The organism is Microbispora bryophytorum (genome assembly GCF_043197435.1).
Lineage (GTDB): Bacteria > Actinomycetota > Actinomycetes > Streptosporangiales > Streptosporangiaceae > Microbispora > Microbispora bryophytorum.
Map to the genome: position 1 here is coordinate 465,457 of NZ_JBICTF010000001.1, position 14,881 is coordinate 480,337.

The 14,881-nt window shown below is 72.3% G+C and carries 13 protein-coding genes and 1 riboswitch; of the genes, 4 read left to right on the top strand and 9 right to left on the bottom strand.

Annotated features, from left to right (window positions below):
* Window positions 1-65: 65 nt before the first annotated feature.
* Genes ACGFIB_RS02130 through ACGFIB_RS02145 form a run of 4 tightly spaced genes read right to left on the bottom strand, consistent with a single transcriptional unit; the run spans window position 66 to window position 2,885 of the window.
* Entirely contained in the window at window positions 66-512 is a 447-nt protein-coding gene (locus ACGFIB_RS02130) for a hypothetical protein (RefSeq protein WP_393367888.1), read from the bottom strand.
* Window positions 509-1,669, bottom strand: coding sequence for an ArsA family ATPase (locus tag ACGFIB_RS02135; RefSeq protein WP_357239943.1), 1,161 nt, complete (start codon window positions 1,667-1,669; stop codon window positions 509-511). Before ACGFIB_RS02135 ends, ACGFIB_RS02130 begins: the two co-directional genes overlap by 4 nt.
* Window positions 1,666-2,103 carry an SRPBCC family protein gene (locus tag ACGFIB_RS02140; protein WP_142568456.1) on the bottom strand — a complete coding sequence of 146 codons (438 nt, stop codon included), beginning with the start codon at window positions 2,101-2,103 and terminating at the stop codon, window positions 1,666-1,668. The genes ACGFIB_RS02135 and ACGFIB_RS02140 overlap by 4 nt, the downstream gene beginning before the upstream one ends.
* 14 nt (window positions 2,104-2,117) lie before the next feature.
* A complete protein-coding gene (locus tag ACGFIB_RS02145; RefSeq protein WP_393367891.1) occupies window positions 2,118-2,885 on the bottom strand; it encodes a metallophosphoesterase family protein in 768 nt (255 codons plus the stop codon).
* Window positions 2,886-3,124: 239 nt separating this feature from the next.
* Here ACGFIB_RS02145 and ACGFIB_RS02150 point away from each other — a divergent pair, with 239 nt between their 5' ends.
* The 4 genes from ACGFIB_RS02150 to ACGFIB_RS02165 all read left to right on the top strand — a co-directional run bounded on the left by ACGFIB_RS02150 (window position 3,125) and on the right by ACGFIB_RS02165 (window position 8,754).
* Complete coding sequence (locus tag ACGFIB_RS02150) at window positions 3,125-4,924, top strand: AMP-dependent synthetase/ligase (protein ID WP_393367893.1); 1,800 nt, start codon at window positions 3,125-3,127, stop codon at window positions 4,922-4,924.
* A 264-nt stretch (window positions 4,925-5,188) separates the two neighbouring features.
* Complete coding sequence (locus ACGFIB_RS02155; RefSeq protein ID WP_357239937.1) at window positions 5,189-6,049, top strand: SAM-dependent methyltransferase; 861 nt, start codon at window positions 5,189-5,191, stop codon at window positions 6,047-6,049.
* Between the two features lie 261 nt (window positions 6,050-6,310).
* Window positions 6,311-7,210, top strand: coding sequence for a manganese catalase (locus ACGFIB_RS02160; protein ID WP_142568453.1), 900 nt, complete (start codon window positions 6,311-6,313; stop codon window positions 7,208-7,210).
* 287 nt (window positions 7,211-7,497) lie between these two features.
* Window positions 7,498-8,754 (top strand): Nramp family divalent metal transporter, encoded by a 1,257-nt coding sequence (locus tag ACGFIB_RS02165; protein ID WP_393367896.1) that lies wholly within the window; start codon window positions 7,498-7,500, stop codon window positions 8,752-8,754.
* Between the two features lie 121 nt (window positions 8,755-8,875).
* Here ACGFIB_RS02165 and ACGFIB_RS02170 read toward each other — a convergent pair whose 3' ends face one another.
* The 5 genes from ACGFIB_RS02170 to ACGFIB_RS02190 form a co-directional block, all read right to left on the bottom strand.
* Window positions 8,876-9,985 carry a glycosyltransferase family 4 protein gene (locus ACGFIB_RS02170; RefSeq protein ID WP_357239930.1) on the bottom strand — a complete coding sequence of 370 codons (1,110 nt, stop codon included), beginning with the start codon at window positions 9,983-9,985 and terminating at the stop codon, window positions 8,876-8,878.
* A 111-nt stretch (window positions 9,986-10,096) separates the two neighbouring features.
* The gene (locus ACGFIB_RS02175) at window positions 10,097-11,062 is read right to left on the bottom strand and encodes a hypothetical protein (protein WP_393367898.1); all 966 of its coding nucleotides are present in this window, start codon (window positions 11,060-11,062) and stop codon (window positions 10,097-10,099) included.
* A gap of 199 nt (window positions 11,063-11,261) precedes the next feature.
* Window positions 11,262-11,834, bottom strand: a complete 573-nt coding sequence (locus ACGFIB_RS02180; protein ID WP_223852718.1) for a C40 family peptidase — start codon at window positions 11,832-11,834, stop codon at window positions 11,262-11,264.
* Window positions 11,835-11,908: 74 nt separating this feature from the next.
* Window positions 11,909-12,063, bottom strand: a riboswitch (cyclic di-AMP (ydaO/yuaA leader).
* A gap of 317 nt (window positions 12,064-12,380) precedes the next feature.
* Window positions 12,381-13,343 carry a C40 family peptidase gene (locus ACGFIB_RS02185; RefSeq protein WP_142568450.1) on the bottom strand — a complete coding sequence of 321 codons (963 nt, stop codon included), beginning with the start codon at window positions 13,341-13,343 and terminating at the stop codon, window positions 12,381-12,383.
* Between the two features lie 149 nt (window positions 13,344-13,492).
* Window positions 13,493-14,809 carry an NYN domain-containing protein gene (locus ACGFIB_RS02190; RefSeq protein ID WP_142568449.1) on the bottom strand — a complete coding sequence of 439 codons (1,317 nt, stop codon included), beginning with the start codon at window positions 14,807-14,809 and terminating at the stop codon, window positions 13,493-13,495.
* Between the last annotated feature and the right edge of the window lie 72 nt (window positions 14,810-14,881).

A 14,881-nucleotide genomic window follows, 5' to 3' on the forward strand; every position in this document is an offset into this window, starting at 1 on the left:
GACGGGTTGTGGCAATCCCGCCGTCACCCGCCCTCACCCGCCCTCACCCGCCTTCGACCGGCCCGTCAGCCCAGATCGATGTGCTCGACCTTCGGCTCGCCGGAGCGGCGCTCCCCGGCCGGTCGCGCCCCGCCGCTCGCCAGGGGGCGCTGCAGGGCGTCGACCGCCTCCCGGAACGCCGTGAACAGCTCTCCGCCCGCCGCGATCAGGTGGCCGGTGACGTCGCCCCCGGACTCGCGGCGCGCCGCGATGACCCGGCACACCGGGCAGGCCCGGCAGACGTACTCGTCGTGGTCCTCCGAGACGGCCTCGCTCCACACGTCGCCGCCCCGGTCGCTCGCGCCGGCGCCGCCGAAGGCGGATCCGAAGCCGCTCACGCCGCCCTTCACGAGCCCCTTGCCGAACTCGCGGCCCATCCGCCGCTGCACGGCGTCCAGCAGCTTCATCGCCTCCTCCGCGGCCGACCCGAGTGGGTCCCGGCTGCGCGGAGTGGTGTCGTTCGAATCCGTCATTTCGCCCCTCCTGCCTCGAACCGTACCCGGAGCCGGCCGTCCCGGAGCGCGGCCGAGGAGATCTCACGCCGGGCGAGGGCGGCGGGCAGGGTGATGACGCGCCGATAGGGCCCCGCGGTGACGATGATGTCGTCCCCCTTGCGGGCGAGGTCGAGGTCGTCCCGGTCCGCGAGCGGCAGGGACAGCGCCAGCTCGTCGGCCGTGAATTTCAGCGGCGGCTCGACGTCGGGGCGCGCGAGGGGATCCCGGTCCGCGTACATCCGCGCGGCGAGGCCCGAGAGCGCCGCGGTCCCGACCGGCTCCGCCGGGAGATAGGGGACGGTGAGAACGGGCAGCGGCGCGAACGACTCGTGCACCGTGGCGAGCTGCCTGGCCTGGGCCTCCACCCAGCCCAGCCGCCACTCGTCGGCGCCCTCCGCGGGGAAGACCCGGTTGGCGATCACCGCGTCGACGCGGTAGCCGTACAGGCTGAGCGAGGTAAGGGTGCGGCGGGCCTCGGCGACGACCACGGCCTCGGGGGTCAGCACGAGCCGCACGGACGCGTCGTCGCCGGTCAGCAGCGCGCGCACTTCCAGCAGGCCGCGGTGCAGCCGCTCCCCCGCCGAGACGACCTCGCCCTCGGGCACGCTCACCTTGGCGACGTGCCGGATGAACGGCGACAGCGCCCTGAGCATCCGCCTGCCGGCGGGGAGCAGACGGTTGACGTGCCAGTCGAGCGCCTCCGGCAGAGCGAGCAGGCGCAGCGTCTCCGCGGTCGGGGCGCAGTCGACGACGATCACGTCCCAGCGGCCGGTGCGGGCCTGTTCACGCAGTTCGAGCAGCGCCAGGATCTCCTCGGCGCCGGGCAGCACGGTGATCTCCTCGGCGGTGATCTCGTCGAGACCGAGCTCGGCCAGCACGTTGCCGGCGTAGTCGCGCAACTCACCCCAGTGCCGCTCCAGCGACTTCTGGCTGTCCACCTGCTGCAGGTGCAGGCCGGGCGCGACCTCGACCGGCTCAGCCGAGGGCGGCACGCCGAGCGCGTCGGCGAGCGAGTGCGCGGTGTCGGTGGAGACGATCAGCGTCTTGCCGCCCCGCTCGGCGGCGAGCGTGGCGGTCGCGGCGGCCGCCGTGGTCTTGCCGACCCCGCCCTTGCCGGTGAACAGGAGGATCCTCATCGGCTCTCGACGCGCCGCTTGAGCCCTTTCAGCGCGGTGTCGACGATGACCTTCTCGGCCTTGCGCTTGATCATGCCGATCATCGGGACCTTCAGGTCCACGGCGAGGTCGTAGGTGACCTCGGTGCCGCCGCCGTTGTCGGTCAGGCGGTAACTGCCGGTCAGGCCCGAGACCATCTTCCCGGCCTCGGCCATCCGCCAGCTCACGCCCGCGTCGTCGTCCCAGTCGTACCCGAGGACGTACTCGTCGCTGATCACGCCCGCGTCGAGGACGAAGCGGACCCGGGAGGCCCGGCCGTCCGCGCCCGTCTCCAGGACCTCGGCCTTCTTCACCTGGCCGGCCCACTCCGGATAGGCCGGGAAGTCCGCGACGACGGCCATGATTGTCGACCGGCCGGCGCCGATCGTGATGCTCGACGAAGTGCGATCAGCCATGCGCCAACCGTACTTCACCATTCCAGGGCGAAAGGCGTGCCACGGCCGCGGAAATGGCCGACGTTGACGCACTCCGTGCGCCCGACACGGGTGCGGCCGACCAGCGGCTGGTGGACGTGGCCGAACAACGCGAAGCGGGGCTGCGTCCTTCTGATCGCCTCCAGCGTGGCCTCGCTGCCCCGCTCGAACCTCCGGGCCACCACGTCGTACAGCAGATCGGGGATGGCGGGCGGGATGTGGCAGCACAACACGTCCACCTCGCCGACCGCCTCGACCTTGCGCGCGTACTCCTCGTCGTCGATCTCGTACGGCGTGCGGTAGCGGGTGCGCAGGCCTCCGCCGACGAACCCGAAGGTCAGCCCGCCGATCTCGATCACCTCGCCGTCCAGGACCCGCTGCCCGGGCCGCAGGTGGTCGGCCCACAGGCGCGGCATGTCCACGTTGCCGTAAGTGAGGTAGGCCGGCGTCGGCATGGCGGAGAAGATCTGCTCGTACTGGCGGCGGACCGCCGCCTCCATGAGGTCGCGGGGGTCGCCGTCGAGGGAGGCCCACAGGCCGGCCGACAGCTGCCGCGCCTCCTCGAAGCGGCCCGCCGCGCGCAGTTCCACGTACTCGCTCGCCTTGTCGGCGCCGAACAGGCCGGGGAAGATGCCCTGCGAATGGTCGGCGTAGTCGATGAACAGGAGCAGGTCGCCGAGGCAGATCAGGGCGTCGGCCCCGTCGCCCGCACGGGCGAGCGCGTCGGCCCGGCCATGGACGTCGCTGACGACGTGGATGCGCATGGGGGACATGGTAACGGCCGCTTTACCTAGCATCCGCTTGGGTAACGGAAAGGTGTCGGGCCCGCCGCGCGGGGGGACACTGATAGCGTCGATTCGTCCCCGGATAACGCCTGGGTGACGGACCTACCCATGCGTAACATCCCACGGTAGCGTCCGGTGGGACACAAAGAGTCATGCCCGCAACGCGGTCCCCGCCCTGCGCTTCGGGGGTCGCGCGGCCGTGCCCCAAGGAGTGGCCCGTGCGCGAGTTCAGCGTTCCCGTGCTGGTGGACGTGCCCCCGTCCGCGAACTGCACCGACGTGGTGTTCCAGCGCGGCGTGGACGAGCCGGACGCCGTCGTCATCCGCCGCAAGGAGGGCGAGGACCCGGCCGCGCCCTGGACGCCGGTCACCGCCGCGCAGTTCAGGGACCGGGTGGCGGCCGTCGCCAAGGGACTGATCGCCGCCGGGATCGAGCCCGGCGACCGGGTCGGCCTGATGTCGCGCACCCGCTACGAGTGGACGGTCGCCGACTACGCCATCTGGGCGGCCGGCGCGGTCGGGGTGCCGATCTACGAGACCTCCTCCGCCGACCAGGTGAAGTGGATCCTGACCGACAGCGGCGCCAAGGCCGCGTTCGTGGAGACGGCCGCGCACGAGGAGACCGTCCGCGAGGCCGTGCCCGGGCTGCCGCTGCTGTGGCGCATCGACGGCGGCGGGGTCGCCGAGCTGGAGCGCCTCGGCGCGGAGGTGACCAACGACACGCTCGCCGAGCGCCGGACGAGCCGGGGCGGGCTCGACCTCGCCACGATCATCTACACCTCCGGCACCACCGGCATGCCGAAGGGCTGCCGCCTGACCCACGACAACCTGCTGTTCACCGCGCGCAACGTCTCTCGCGGGCCGCTTGAGGCGCTCTTCGACGTGGAGGGCAGGGCCGCGCTGCTCTTCCTCCCCCTGGCACACAGCTTCGCCCGGCTCATCCAGATCGTCCTGATCGAGACCGGCACGGTGCTCGCGCACAGCCCGAACATGAAGAACGTGGCCCCCGACCTGCGGGAGTTCAAGCCCACGTTCCTGCTGGGCGTGCCGCGCGTGTTCGAGAAGGTCTACAACGCCGCCGAGCAGAAGGCCGACGCGGAGGGCAAGGGCAAGATCTTCCACGCCGCCGTGCGGACCGCGATCGAGTGGAGCAGGGCCGAGAGCTCCGGCGGGGCCGGCCTCGGCGCGCGGCTCAAGCACGCGGCCTTCGACAAGCTCGTGTACGGCAAGCTGCGGGCGGCCACGGGGGGCGCGCTGACCGCGGCGGTCTCCGGCGGCTCGGCCCTCGGCGAGCGGCTCGGCCACTTCTTCCGCGGCGTGGGGATCGAGGTGTTCGAGGGCTGGGGGCTGACCGAGACCAGCGCGCCCTCGACCGTCAACATCCCGGGCGCCAACAAGATCGGCACGGTCGGCAAGCCGTTCCCGGGCGTGAGCATCCGCATCGCCGACGACGGCGAGATCCTGGTGAAGGGCCGCCACGTCTTCGACGGCTACTGGAACAACGAGCGCGCCACCAAGGAGGCGATCGACCCGGAGGGCTGGTTCCACACCGGGGACGTCGGCCGCCTCGACGAACACGGCTACCTGAGCATCACCGGCCGCAAGAAGGAGATCCTCGTCACCGCCGGCGGCAAGAACGTCGCGCCCGCGCCGCTGGAGGACGCCATCCGGGCGCACCGCCTGATCAGTCAGGTCATGGTCGTCGGCGACGGCAAGCCGTTCATCGGGGCGATCGTCACTCTCGACCACGAGGCGATGGAGCAGTGGAAGCAGGCCAACGGCCGCTCCGGCGCCTCCATGGCCGAGCTCTGCTCCGACCCGGGCGTCGTCGCGGAGGTGCAGCAGGCGGTGGACGACGCCAACCGGATGGTCTCCAAGGCCGAGCAGATCAAGAAGTTCGGCATCCTCGACATCGAGCTGAGCGAGGAGACCGGACACGTCACGCCGAAGCAGTCGATCAAGCGGCACGTCGTGGCCCGCGACTTCGCCAAGCAGATCGACGAGCTGTACGGCGACTGACCGAGCGGGTGCGCCGAAACATGTCGATGGTCAATGAAAAGTTTCGACCGATTCGGCGCACCGCCCGCGCGGAGCGCGACAACGGCCGCGCGGCCTGAGACGCAGCGTGAATCGGGCAGCTGGATCGGATCTATCGGTGCGGGTCTTCTAAGCCCTTGGCTGAAGACGACCTGCGGCGATGCCCGATGAAACGCGAGGACCGCCGAAAATATCGTTGTTGCCCCGCAATGTTGCGCTTCGCTTGGTTATGCTCCAGACGCATCCATGATCGAGACTGGAGAAGAGCGGGCGATGGGCGACAGGGTCGGCAACTGGAACTGGACGCACCGCGATCCCGACTACCTCCCGCCGGAGATCGACACGACCAAGCCCAGCATCGCGCGGGTGTACGACGCGTTCCTGGGCGGCAAGGACAACTTCGCCGTGGACCGCGCGGTCGCCACGGAGGGCATGCGGCACTTCCCCGACCGCGGCGAGGGCGCCCGTAACAACCGGGCCATGCTGTTCCGCGGCGTGAAGTACATGGCCGAGCAGGGCATCGACCAGTTCCTCGACATCGGCTCGGGCCTGCCCACGATGGACAACACCCACTCGGTCGCGCAGCGGATCAACCCCGCCGCGAAGGTCGTCTACGTGGACAACGACCCCATCGTGCTGGCCCACGCGCGGGCGATCCTGCAGACCGACGAGCGTACCCGCGTGATCACCGCGGACCTGCGCGAGCCCGAGGTGATCCTCCACCACCCCGAGGTCGACGGTTTCCTCGACTTCTCCCGTCCCATCGGCCTGCTGCTGGTGGCCGTGGTCCACCACCTCGCCGACGCGGAGGACCCGAACGGCCTCGTGGACACCTACAAGGCGCGCCTGGCCCCGGGCAGCTACATGCAGCTCACCCACTTCTGCTCCTGCGCGCCGGAGATGCGCGAACTGGAGGCGGTGCTGCTGCAGATGCTCGGCACCGGCCGGGCCCGGGACATGCCCGAGATCGTGCGGTTCTTCGATGGCCTCGACCTGGTCGAACCCGGGGTGGTGCACGTGCCCGAGTGGCGTCCCGAGGAACCCGTGAGCCACCCCCTCGACCTCGGCGGCGTCTGCGTCGCCGGCGGGATCGGCCGCAAGGCCTGACCGACCGGCCCGCGCTCCTCCTGACCCGCTCGCGCGCGGCGCTGTGTCGTATATGCGCGGACAGCTGGCTCTTCGCACCCAATCAGGGCATGGGGCGGCACCTGTCCATCCATTGGGCCCTTCGTTAGGTGTCGCTCCTGTGGTCCCGTTGCGCCACGTGTTGGGATTTATGCGTGCCCCCCACCACTTGCACCAGCGGGGTCGCACCCTTCGCCCGCTTAAGGCCTGCGGCTCCCTGTGGTTTCCCACGCGAGGAGTCCCATGTTCCGGCACAACCGCCGCCTGCAGTTCGAGGCCAAGCCAGAAAAGCCCGACCCGGTGTACGCGCGCAAACTCCAGGAGCTCATCGGCGGCGCCTTCGGTGAGATGACGGTCACCATGCAGTACCTGTTCCAGGGCTGGAACTGCCGCATGCCCGGCAAGTACAAAGACCTGATCATGGACATCGCCACCGAGGAGATCGGGCACGTCGAGATGCTCGCCACGATGGTCGCCCGCCTCCTCGAAGGAGCGCCCTCCACCGCGGTCACGAAGATGGCCACCGCCGACCCAGTGGTCGGCGCGGTCCTGGGCGGGATGGACCCGCAGCAGGCCATCGTGGCCGGCGGGGGCCCCCTGCCCGCCGACAGCAACGGATACCCCTGGAACGGCCGCTACATCGTCGCGAGCGGCAACCTGCTGGCGGACTTCCACGCGAACGTCGCGGCAGAGGCGCACGGCAGGCTGCAGACCGCCCGGCTCTACCACATGACGGACGACCGGGGCGTGAAGGACATGCTGAAGTTCAACCTCGCCCGCGACACCCTGCACCAGAACCTGTGGCTCAAGGCCATCGAGGAACTCCGGACGGACGGCCTGGAGGACGTCGTCGTGCCCGACGCGCTGTTCGACGAGGAGCACGCCGAGCACGCCGAGACGATCTGGGACCTGTCCGACGGCGCGGAGGCCCAGGCGGGCGGCTGGGCGAGCGGGCCGCAGCCCGACGGCCGCCACCAGTTCGCCTATCTCCTCAACCCGGAGCCGCTCGGGGACCTCGCGATGGCACCGCCGCCCGACCCGAAGCTCTACGACACCTACGACGGCAGCATGGGCGAGCCCAAGAGCCCGGCCCTCGGCACCGAGGTGGGCCCCATGGGCAAGCTCAAGGACAAGCTCACCTGACCGAGCCCCGTCGAGCCGGCACGCACAGGCGGAGGCCGGTCGGACACCGGCCTCCGCCCTTTCCAGCGCGCCACGCTCGGCCCCGCGCCACGCTCGGCCCCGCGCCACGCTCGGCCCCGCGCCACGCTCGGCCCACGGCGTCTGCGCCGTTCCGCAGGCGCCGCACCGCACCGCGGGGCTGCCGCCTGCGGCCGCCGGAGAACGCACCCGGGCCGGCGTGGGGCAGCCGCCGTGCCGCACGCCATATTTCCCGCCTGTGAGGCTTTCGTGTTTCCTGTGAGGCTTTTGTGCTCGACTCCCGCCGTCCCCTGAACGGGCCCGCGCCCGCCGCACCCGCCGAGGGGCGGGCGGCACCGGGCCGCCTGGCGCGGCTGGCCGGCCTGTGCGGTCCCGCCTTCGTCGTCTCCGTGGCGTACATCGATCCGGGCAACTTCGCGACCAACATGGCGGGCGGCGCCCAGTACGGGACGATGCTGCTGTGGGTGATCGCCCTCGCGAACGTGCTGGCCATGTTCGTGCAGGCGCTTTCGGCCAAGCTCGGCATCGCCACCGGCCGCAACCTGCCCGAGCTGTGCCGCGACCACCTGCCGCGCCGGGTGAGCCTGCCGCTGTGGGTGCAGGCCGAGCTGGTCGCCGCCGCCACCGACCTGGCCGAGTTCATCGGCGGGGCGATCGCCCTGAACCTGCTGTTCGGCGTGCCGCTGCTGCCGGCCGCGGCCGTCACGGCCGTCGTCTCCTCGCTGCTGCTCATGCTCGCGCCGCGCGGACGCCGCCGGTTCGAGGCGACCGTCGCCGCGATGCTCGGGGTGGTCCTGGCCGGGTTCGCCTACCAGGTGCTGCTGTCGGGATCCCTCGCGGGCGTGGCCGGCGGCTTCGTGCCCCGCCTGGCCGGGACCGACAGCCTGCTGCTGGCCACCGGGATCATCGGGGCGACCGTCATGCCCCACGTCGTCTACCTGCACTCGGCCCTCACCCAGCACCAGGGCGCGGACGGCGGTCGCCGGGAGGCCGTGCGGGCCAGCAGGACGGACATCGCGGTCGCCCTCGGCACCGCCGGGCTGGTGAACATGGCGATGCTGACCGTGGCCGCCGCCACGTTCGGCGGCGGCGATCCCGGCAGCCTGCAGGCCATCCACGCGGGTCTCGGGCGGGTCCTCGGCCCCGGGGCGGCCGTCGCGTTCGCGCTCGCCCTGCTCGCCTCGGGCCTGGCCTCCTCCAGCGTGGGGACCTACGCCGGGCAGGTGATCATGGCGGGGTTCCTGCGCCGCCGCGTGCCGCTCCTGGCGCGGCGGCTGGTCACGATCATCCCGGCCATGGCGGTCCTGGCCGCCGAGGTGGATCCCACGCGGGCGCTCGTGCTGAGCCAGGTCGCGCTGTCCTTCGGCATCCCGTTCGCCCTGGTCCCGCTCGTGGCGTTCACCGGCAGCAGGAAGCTGATGGGCGATCTCGTCAACCGCCGCCTCACCACCGTCGCCGGCGTCGTCGTCGCCGGCGTGATCTGCGCGCTGAACGGCTTCCTCCTCGTGGAGGTGTTCACCGGCTGAGCCGCCGACGCCTTCCCCTGGTGCTCGGCCTCGTCGACTGGTGCCCGGCCTCGCCGGTCACCTCCGCCGTGGTCGCGTCGAGATCGCGAAGTGGCACGGGAGTGTCAGGCGGGAGACGAGGTCAGAGCAGTGCGGCGAACCGGGCCGCGACGAGGTCCCAGCGCCACTCCTCCTCGATCCAGGCCCGGCCCCGCTGCCCCATCTCGCGGGCGCGGGCCGGGTCGGCCAGCAGGTCGCCCAGGGCGCCGGCCACCGCCGTGTGCGACGTGCCGTCGACCACCAGGCCCGTCTCTCCGTGCCGTACGGCGTCGGGGGCGCCGCCGGAGGAGCCCGCGACCACCGGCAGTCCGGTGGCCGACGCCTCCAGGTAGACGATGCCGAGACCCTCGACGTCGAGCCCCCCGAGCCTGCTGCGGCACGGCATGGCGAACACGTCACCCGCGTCGTAGTAGGCCGGGAGGGACGCCCAGGGGACGGACCCGGTGACGACCACCGAGCCGCGCAGCCCGGCCCGGGCGGCCGTCCGCTCCAGCGTCCGCCGCGAGGGGCCACCGCCGACCAGGAGCAGGACCGCGCCGGGAACCCGCCGCAGGACGAGCGGCCAGGCCCGCAGCAGCACGTCCTGGCCCTTGCGCGGCACCAGCCGGGAGACGCACACGACCACCGGCCGATCGTCCAGGCCCAGGGACGCGCGGACCCGGTCCCCGCCCGCCCCCGGGCGGAAGACGGCGGTGTCCACGCCGGGCGCGAGCCGTACGAGCCTGGAGGCGGAGACGACCCGCGCGATCCGGCGACGGGTGTAGTCGCCGAGGTAGGTCACGACGTCGGCCCCCGCGCCGATGCGGCGCAGCAGGGCGCGCGCGCCCGGCAGGCGGGCCCAGGACGCCTCGTGCCCGTGGGTGAGCATGACGATCCGGCCCGCACCCGCGGCGCGCAGGACGGGAGCGAGCAGCCCCAGCGGCGCCGCCGCCCCGAAGACGACGGTGGCGCCGTCCTCGACCAGCGCCGCCGCCCTCTTCGCCACCGAGCGCGTCGGCAGCATCAGCGAGGAGGGATGACGGACCACCTCGTACGGCTGGCGCGCGTCGAACTCCTCGCACCCCTTCCAGCGCGGGGCGTACACGACCACGGAGCCGGGCGGCCTGCGCGAGGCGAGGCCGTGCACGAACGCCTGGATGCCGCCCGGTCTGGGCGGGAAGTCGTTCGTGACGATCAGCGTCCGCTTCGTCATCCTCACCCCCGCTGCCGGCATGGTCGCGCGGTCCGCCCGCGCCGCCCGAGAACGCATTGTCGCAGCCGTGGTCGTGCCCGCACCTCACGGAATCAGGCGCCCTCACGGAGGTCAGGGCCGGGCGAGCCGCTCGCGGGCGTACGACCGCCATTCGCGGGTCAGGCCGTCGGCGGTCAGCCCGAGAACCTCCCGCAGCGCCGGGCCGATCCCCTCGCGCAGCGTGGCGCGGTAGAGGGCGACCAGCCTCCGCTCACCGAACCGGGCCGCGATGTAGCGGCAGGCGAGCCACGCCTCCTCGTACGCCTGCGCGGGTCTGGCGGCGAAGTCGGCGGGCCCTGGCAGGGCGTTCAGCGCCGCCCTCCCGGCGGTCCCGTCGGCGGCCCCGTCCGCGGTCCCGTCGGCGGCCTCGTCGGTGGCCCCGTCGGCGGCGACGTCGGCGGCGAGTTCGGCGGCGATCGTGCGGACCGGCAGTCCGCTGTCCAGATAGCCCACGTAGTCGGCGAAGCCTTCCTTGAGCCACATCGGCACCGTCGGGGGGCCGGCGGTCGCGACGTGCGTCAGCTCATGGGTCACGACGACCATGCGGCCGGTCGCGGACAGGCGGGCGAACGCCGCCGGCTGCACGATCACGCGGCCGCCGGTGGCGACGGCCGCCAGATCGTCCACCTTCGCCGGCGCGGCCAGCACGGCGGCCTGCTCCTCGGTGCGCGGCACGAGGACCACCGCGCCGCCGTACCCGCCCCAGACCCTCGTGACCGTGCGGCCCGCGCGATCGGCCAGCGCCGCGATCTCGGCGACCAACCGCCGGGGCGACCCCACGACGACGGCGCGCTCGCCGCGGGCGACGGAGGCGCCGATCCACATGCCCGGTCGCTCCCGCACGGCGGCCCGGGCGTCCAGCCGCGGGGCGAGCAGCGGGTCGGGCGGGGCCGCGGCGGCGGACCCGGCGAGCAGCGCGGCCAGCGCGGCGGCCACGGCCGCGATCCGGCGGCGGGGAAGGACCCCGCGGGGCGGAACTTCGGGCCGGCGCCGACCGGCCGCGGCGCGCACGCTCGGCACGCCCACAGGCACGGGCACGGGCACGCCCACAGGCATGGGCACGGGCACAGGCACGGGCACAGGCACAGGCACAGGCACAGGCACGGGCACGGGCACGCCGCTCGTGGCAGTCACGCCGTGCATGCTAACCGGCACGTGCCACGGCCCCGTCCACCTCGGCGAGGTGGACGGGGCCGCGAGGACGGCGCCGGTCGAGGGGGCTGGTGACCGGTGCCCGTCAGACGCCCGGACGGACGGCACCCACGAAGGTGCTCCTCCGATAGGCGTCCAGCTTGTCGATCCGCACCCGGGTGCCGGTGTGCGGAGCGTGGATCATCTTGCCGTGCCCGACGTACATGCCGACGTGGCCGCCGCCGCTGGTGAAGATCAGGTCACCGGGCTCGAAGTGACCCCAGGACACCTTCTTCCTGACCGCGCCGCGAATGGACCACGTCGTGCGCGGCAGCCGTACGCCAGCCCTGCGCCAGGCGTACTGGACCAGGCCCGAGCAGTCGAACGCGCCCGGTCCCGTCGCTCCGTAGCGGTAGGGGTCGCCGATCTGCTTTTCCGCGACCTTCACCGCGCGCAGGCCCTTGGCCCGCTGGAGCGAGGCCCTGCTGATCTTCCGCTTGGCGGTGGTCTTCTTGGTCTGCCGCTTCTTCGCGGCGGCCTTGCGGGCGGCGGCGTCCGCGCTCTTCTCGGTGCCCGTCTTCGTAGCCGTCTTCTTGGCTGGGGCCGTCTTGACGACTGTGACCGTCACCGTGTCGGCCGCCGCCGGATGTACTCCGGCGGCCCCTACGGATGCCGTCAAAGCAGCACCACCAAGGGCAATTCGGGCAAGACGGGACAGACTAGCGGGGGTGGTAGACAGGATCTCTCCTCGGGTCTTCCGCTCACGCCTACCGGGTTAGCTGACGGGTTCGGGCGGGGAAGTCGCCCTACGGCGCGCGATGCGCCGATTCACCCCGGACCTTCGCGTGAAGGTCGATGGTTCCCCGGCTCCGTGCCTCCTGACTGCACGGACTCGGCAGGCCACCGGCGCCGGAGGATCCCGCGAAGGGGAGGGTGATGAAGGGCGCCGATGACGGTGGATGACTGCGCGACCCGGCCGGCCGGACCGGGTGCGCCGCGGCGAGGCGTGCTCGCCGCGGCCCAGAAGCTACCCAGGACCCGCCGCATTCGGCAAAGTCCTCCCGCCGGATAAAGATCAGATAACGAAGGCCGCCGAGAAGAAAGCGCAGCGTACCCCGCACAGCAAACCGCTAATTGTGACTCTGCTCACAATCTCCACAACACCGGCTAAATCGGGTCACAGAAGCCCCAAAAGGCACAGAGATCACAGAGCCGGTCGAGCCCCTCAGGGGCGCACGGCTCCGATCGCGTGATACTCGGCGAGTGAGACAATCTTCACAACATCGCCGGTCTGCGGAGCGTGGACGACCTTGCCGTCGCCGGCGTAGATGCCGACGTGCCCGTACCCGGCGTGCCAGAGCAGGTCGCCCGGCTGGAGCTCGTCCAGCGAGACCCTGCGGCTCGCGCCCCAGGCCCACTGTTCGTAGCTGGTCCGGGGCAGCGTCACGCCCGCCGCCGCCCACGCGGCCTGCACGAGCCCCGAGCAGTCCCAGGAGGCCGGTCCGGTGCCCCCGTAACGGTAGGGCTTGCCGACCTGCTTGTAGGCGAACTGGAGGGCCGACAGCGCGTTGCCGGACGCCGGCCCGGTGTAGACGACGCCGGCGCTGTTGGGGTTGCCGGGGTTGAACGTCCCGAGCGAGCGCAGGAGCTTCATCTGCTCCCGGACGAGCTTGTCGACCTTCTCCTTCTCGCCGGCGAGCTCGCCCCTGACGTCGGTGGCCTCCTTGTAGACCACCTTGCTCTGGTCGCGGCGGTCCTTGAGGTCCTTGATGGCGCCCTCGTACTCCCTGAGCCGCCCGGCCCGCTCGGCCGACATGTGGTTGAGCGTGGCGAGGCCGCTGAGCATGGCGTCGGGGTTGGAGCTGTAGAAGACACCGCCCCACGAGCCCATATCGCCGACCTGGTAGCTGCTGACGGCCATCGAGACCAACCCGGAGCGCAGCGCCTCGACCCGGGTGTTCTGCTTCTTGTAGTCGTCGTTGATCGCGAGGTACTTCTGCCGCGACTTCTTCCACTTCTCGTTGGCCGCGTTGTAGCGGTCGACGAGCTTGTCGGCCTGCTCGTTGAGCTTGCTCAGCTTCGCCTTGGCCTGCGCGACCGTGGGCTTCGGATCCGCCTGCGCGCCCGTCACCGGCGTAAGCAGGATCACGGCGGCCAGACCGGCGGCCACCGGCACACGCCCTCGCACTGAGCCCCCTTGAGGATGAACCTCTTAGATCGACGAAACCTGCGGCGCGACTCTATCTAGGCGATCTTGAAGCTTCAACCTATTCGCAGGTATTCGCGACAGTCATCACTCCTCGTGACGGCGCGGGTCCGGAGCGCGCGTACGGCGTTTCAGCCCCGGCCGAGGCGGCGCAGCAACAGGAGCGAGGGCACCGGCCGGGCGCCCATGCGGCGCACCGACTCGGCCACCTCCCGGTCGGAGGAGGCCACGGCGATGGCCCGCCCCGGCGGCTCCGCCCGCACCAGCGTGCGGATGAGGTCGTCGGCGATCTCCCCCGGCGCGCTGAACATCACCCGCACCCCGCGCGGCGCGGACACCTGGACGGGCCCGTTCAGCTCGGCGCCGTCGAACACGCACGTCACCTCCGCCCGCGTCTGCACGGCGAGCCCGCCGAGCCCGGTCAGCAACCGGGCCCGCTGGTCGGCGAGGGTCAGCGACGGGTAACCGGTCTTGGTCACGTTGTAGCCGTCGACGATCAGATGCAGATGAGGGATGGCCAGGAGCTGATCGAGGAGCTGGGGATCGTCGTTGGCCAGTGCCCGCGCGGGCACGGCCGTCACTCCAGGCTCGCCCGGCACCACCGCGTTCACGTAGTCGGCCGGCCTGCTGATCGTCGTGGGCAGGCCGAGCTCCTTGCGCAGCCCGGCGGCGGTGTCCTGAAGCGCGTCCAGCAGCACCCGCACCCGGGCGTCCTCGACGCTGCGGCCCTCACGCGCGGCCCTGCGGCTGGCCTCCAGCTGGCGCTCGACGTCCGCCAGGCGCTCCCTGAGCCGCCGCAGCTCGGTCTCGGCCGCGCCGTTGGCGCTCGCGGCCCTGGCCCGCGCCTCGGCCGTCCCCGCCTCCACCTCGGCCGCCCTGGCCTCGGCGGCCCTGACCCGCTCGCGGGCGTCGTGCAGCTTGCGCCGCAGGTCGGAATTCTCCACCCGGGCCGCCTTGAGCTGCTCGCGCACCCGGTCGATCTCCTCCTTGGCGGAGGCGCGCTGCGCCGCGAGCTGCTCGCGCAGCCGCGTCTCCGCCTGCTCCCGCTGGGCGCCCGCGGCCGCGGCCTGCTCCAGGTCGGTCCGCGCCTGCTCGACCAGGTCCGGCCACCCGGGCGGGCGGGTCAGGTACGCCGCCGCCGCGACCAGCACCGGCTCGGCCGCGGGAGGCACCGTGCCCTCGGCCAGGCTCGCCACCAGCTCGGGCCAGGCGGTCTCCACCGCCTCGGCCACCCGCTCGCGGAACTCCTTGTCGTTCTCCAGCTGGGTCGCGATCGGCGCGCTCCCCAGGCGGGCGCGCTTACGCGGGTCGAACCTGGCGATGTTGCGCAACGGCGGCGGCACGGCCGCGGCGGGCATCGAGCCCAGCACCTGCGCCGCGACCTCCACCACGTGTAAGCGGATCTGCTCGGGCAACGGACGAGACAGGCCTTCTCCGGCTGAACTCATCTCGTCGCTCCTCGGTCGTGTCCTAGAGATCTTCTGCCTACTGCGGTCGCCCCCGGCGGCGCCTCGCGGTGC

Bases quoted from the DNA above. Each gene is read 5' to 3' on its own strand.
- ACGFIB_RS02135 (WP_357239943.1), bottom strand. From the start codon at position 1,669: ATGAGGATCCTCCTGTTCACCGGCAAGGGCGGGGTCGGCAAGACCACG.
- ACGFIB_RS02190 (WP_142568449.1), bottom strand. From the start codon at position 14,809: ATGAGTTCAGCCGGAGAAGGCCTGTCTCGTCCGTTGCCCGAGCAGATC.
- ACGFIB_RS02140 (WP_142568456.1), bottom strand. From the start codon at position 2,103: ATGGCTGATCGCACTTCGTCGAGCATCACGATCGGCGCCGGCCGGTCG.
- ACGFIB_RS02145 (WP_393367891.1), bottom strand. From the start codon at position 2,885: ATGCGCATCCACGTCGTCAGCGACGTCCATGGCCGGGCCGACGCGCTC.
- ACGFIB_RS02130 (WP_393367888.1), bottom strand. From the start codon at position 512: ATGACGGATTCGAACGACACCACTCCGCGCAGCCGGGACCCACTCGGG.
- ACGFIB_RS02160 (WP_142568453.1), top strand. From the start codon at position 6,311: ATGTTCCGGCACAACCGCCGCCTGCAGTTCGAGGCCAAGCCAGAAAAG.
- ACGFIB_RS02155 (WP_357239937.1), top strand. From the start codon at position 5,189: ATGATCGAGACTGGAGAAGAGCGGGCGATGGGCGACAGGGTCGGCAAC.
- ACGFIB_RS02170 (WP_357239930.1), bottom strand. From the start codon at position 9,985: ATGACGAAGCGGACGCTGATCGTCACGAACGACTTCCCGCCCAGACCG.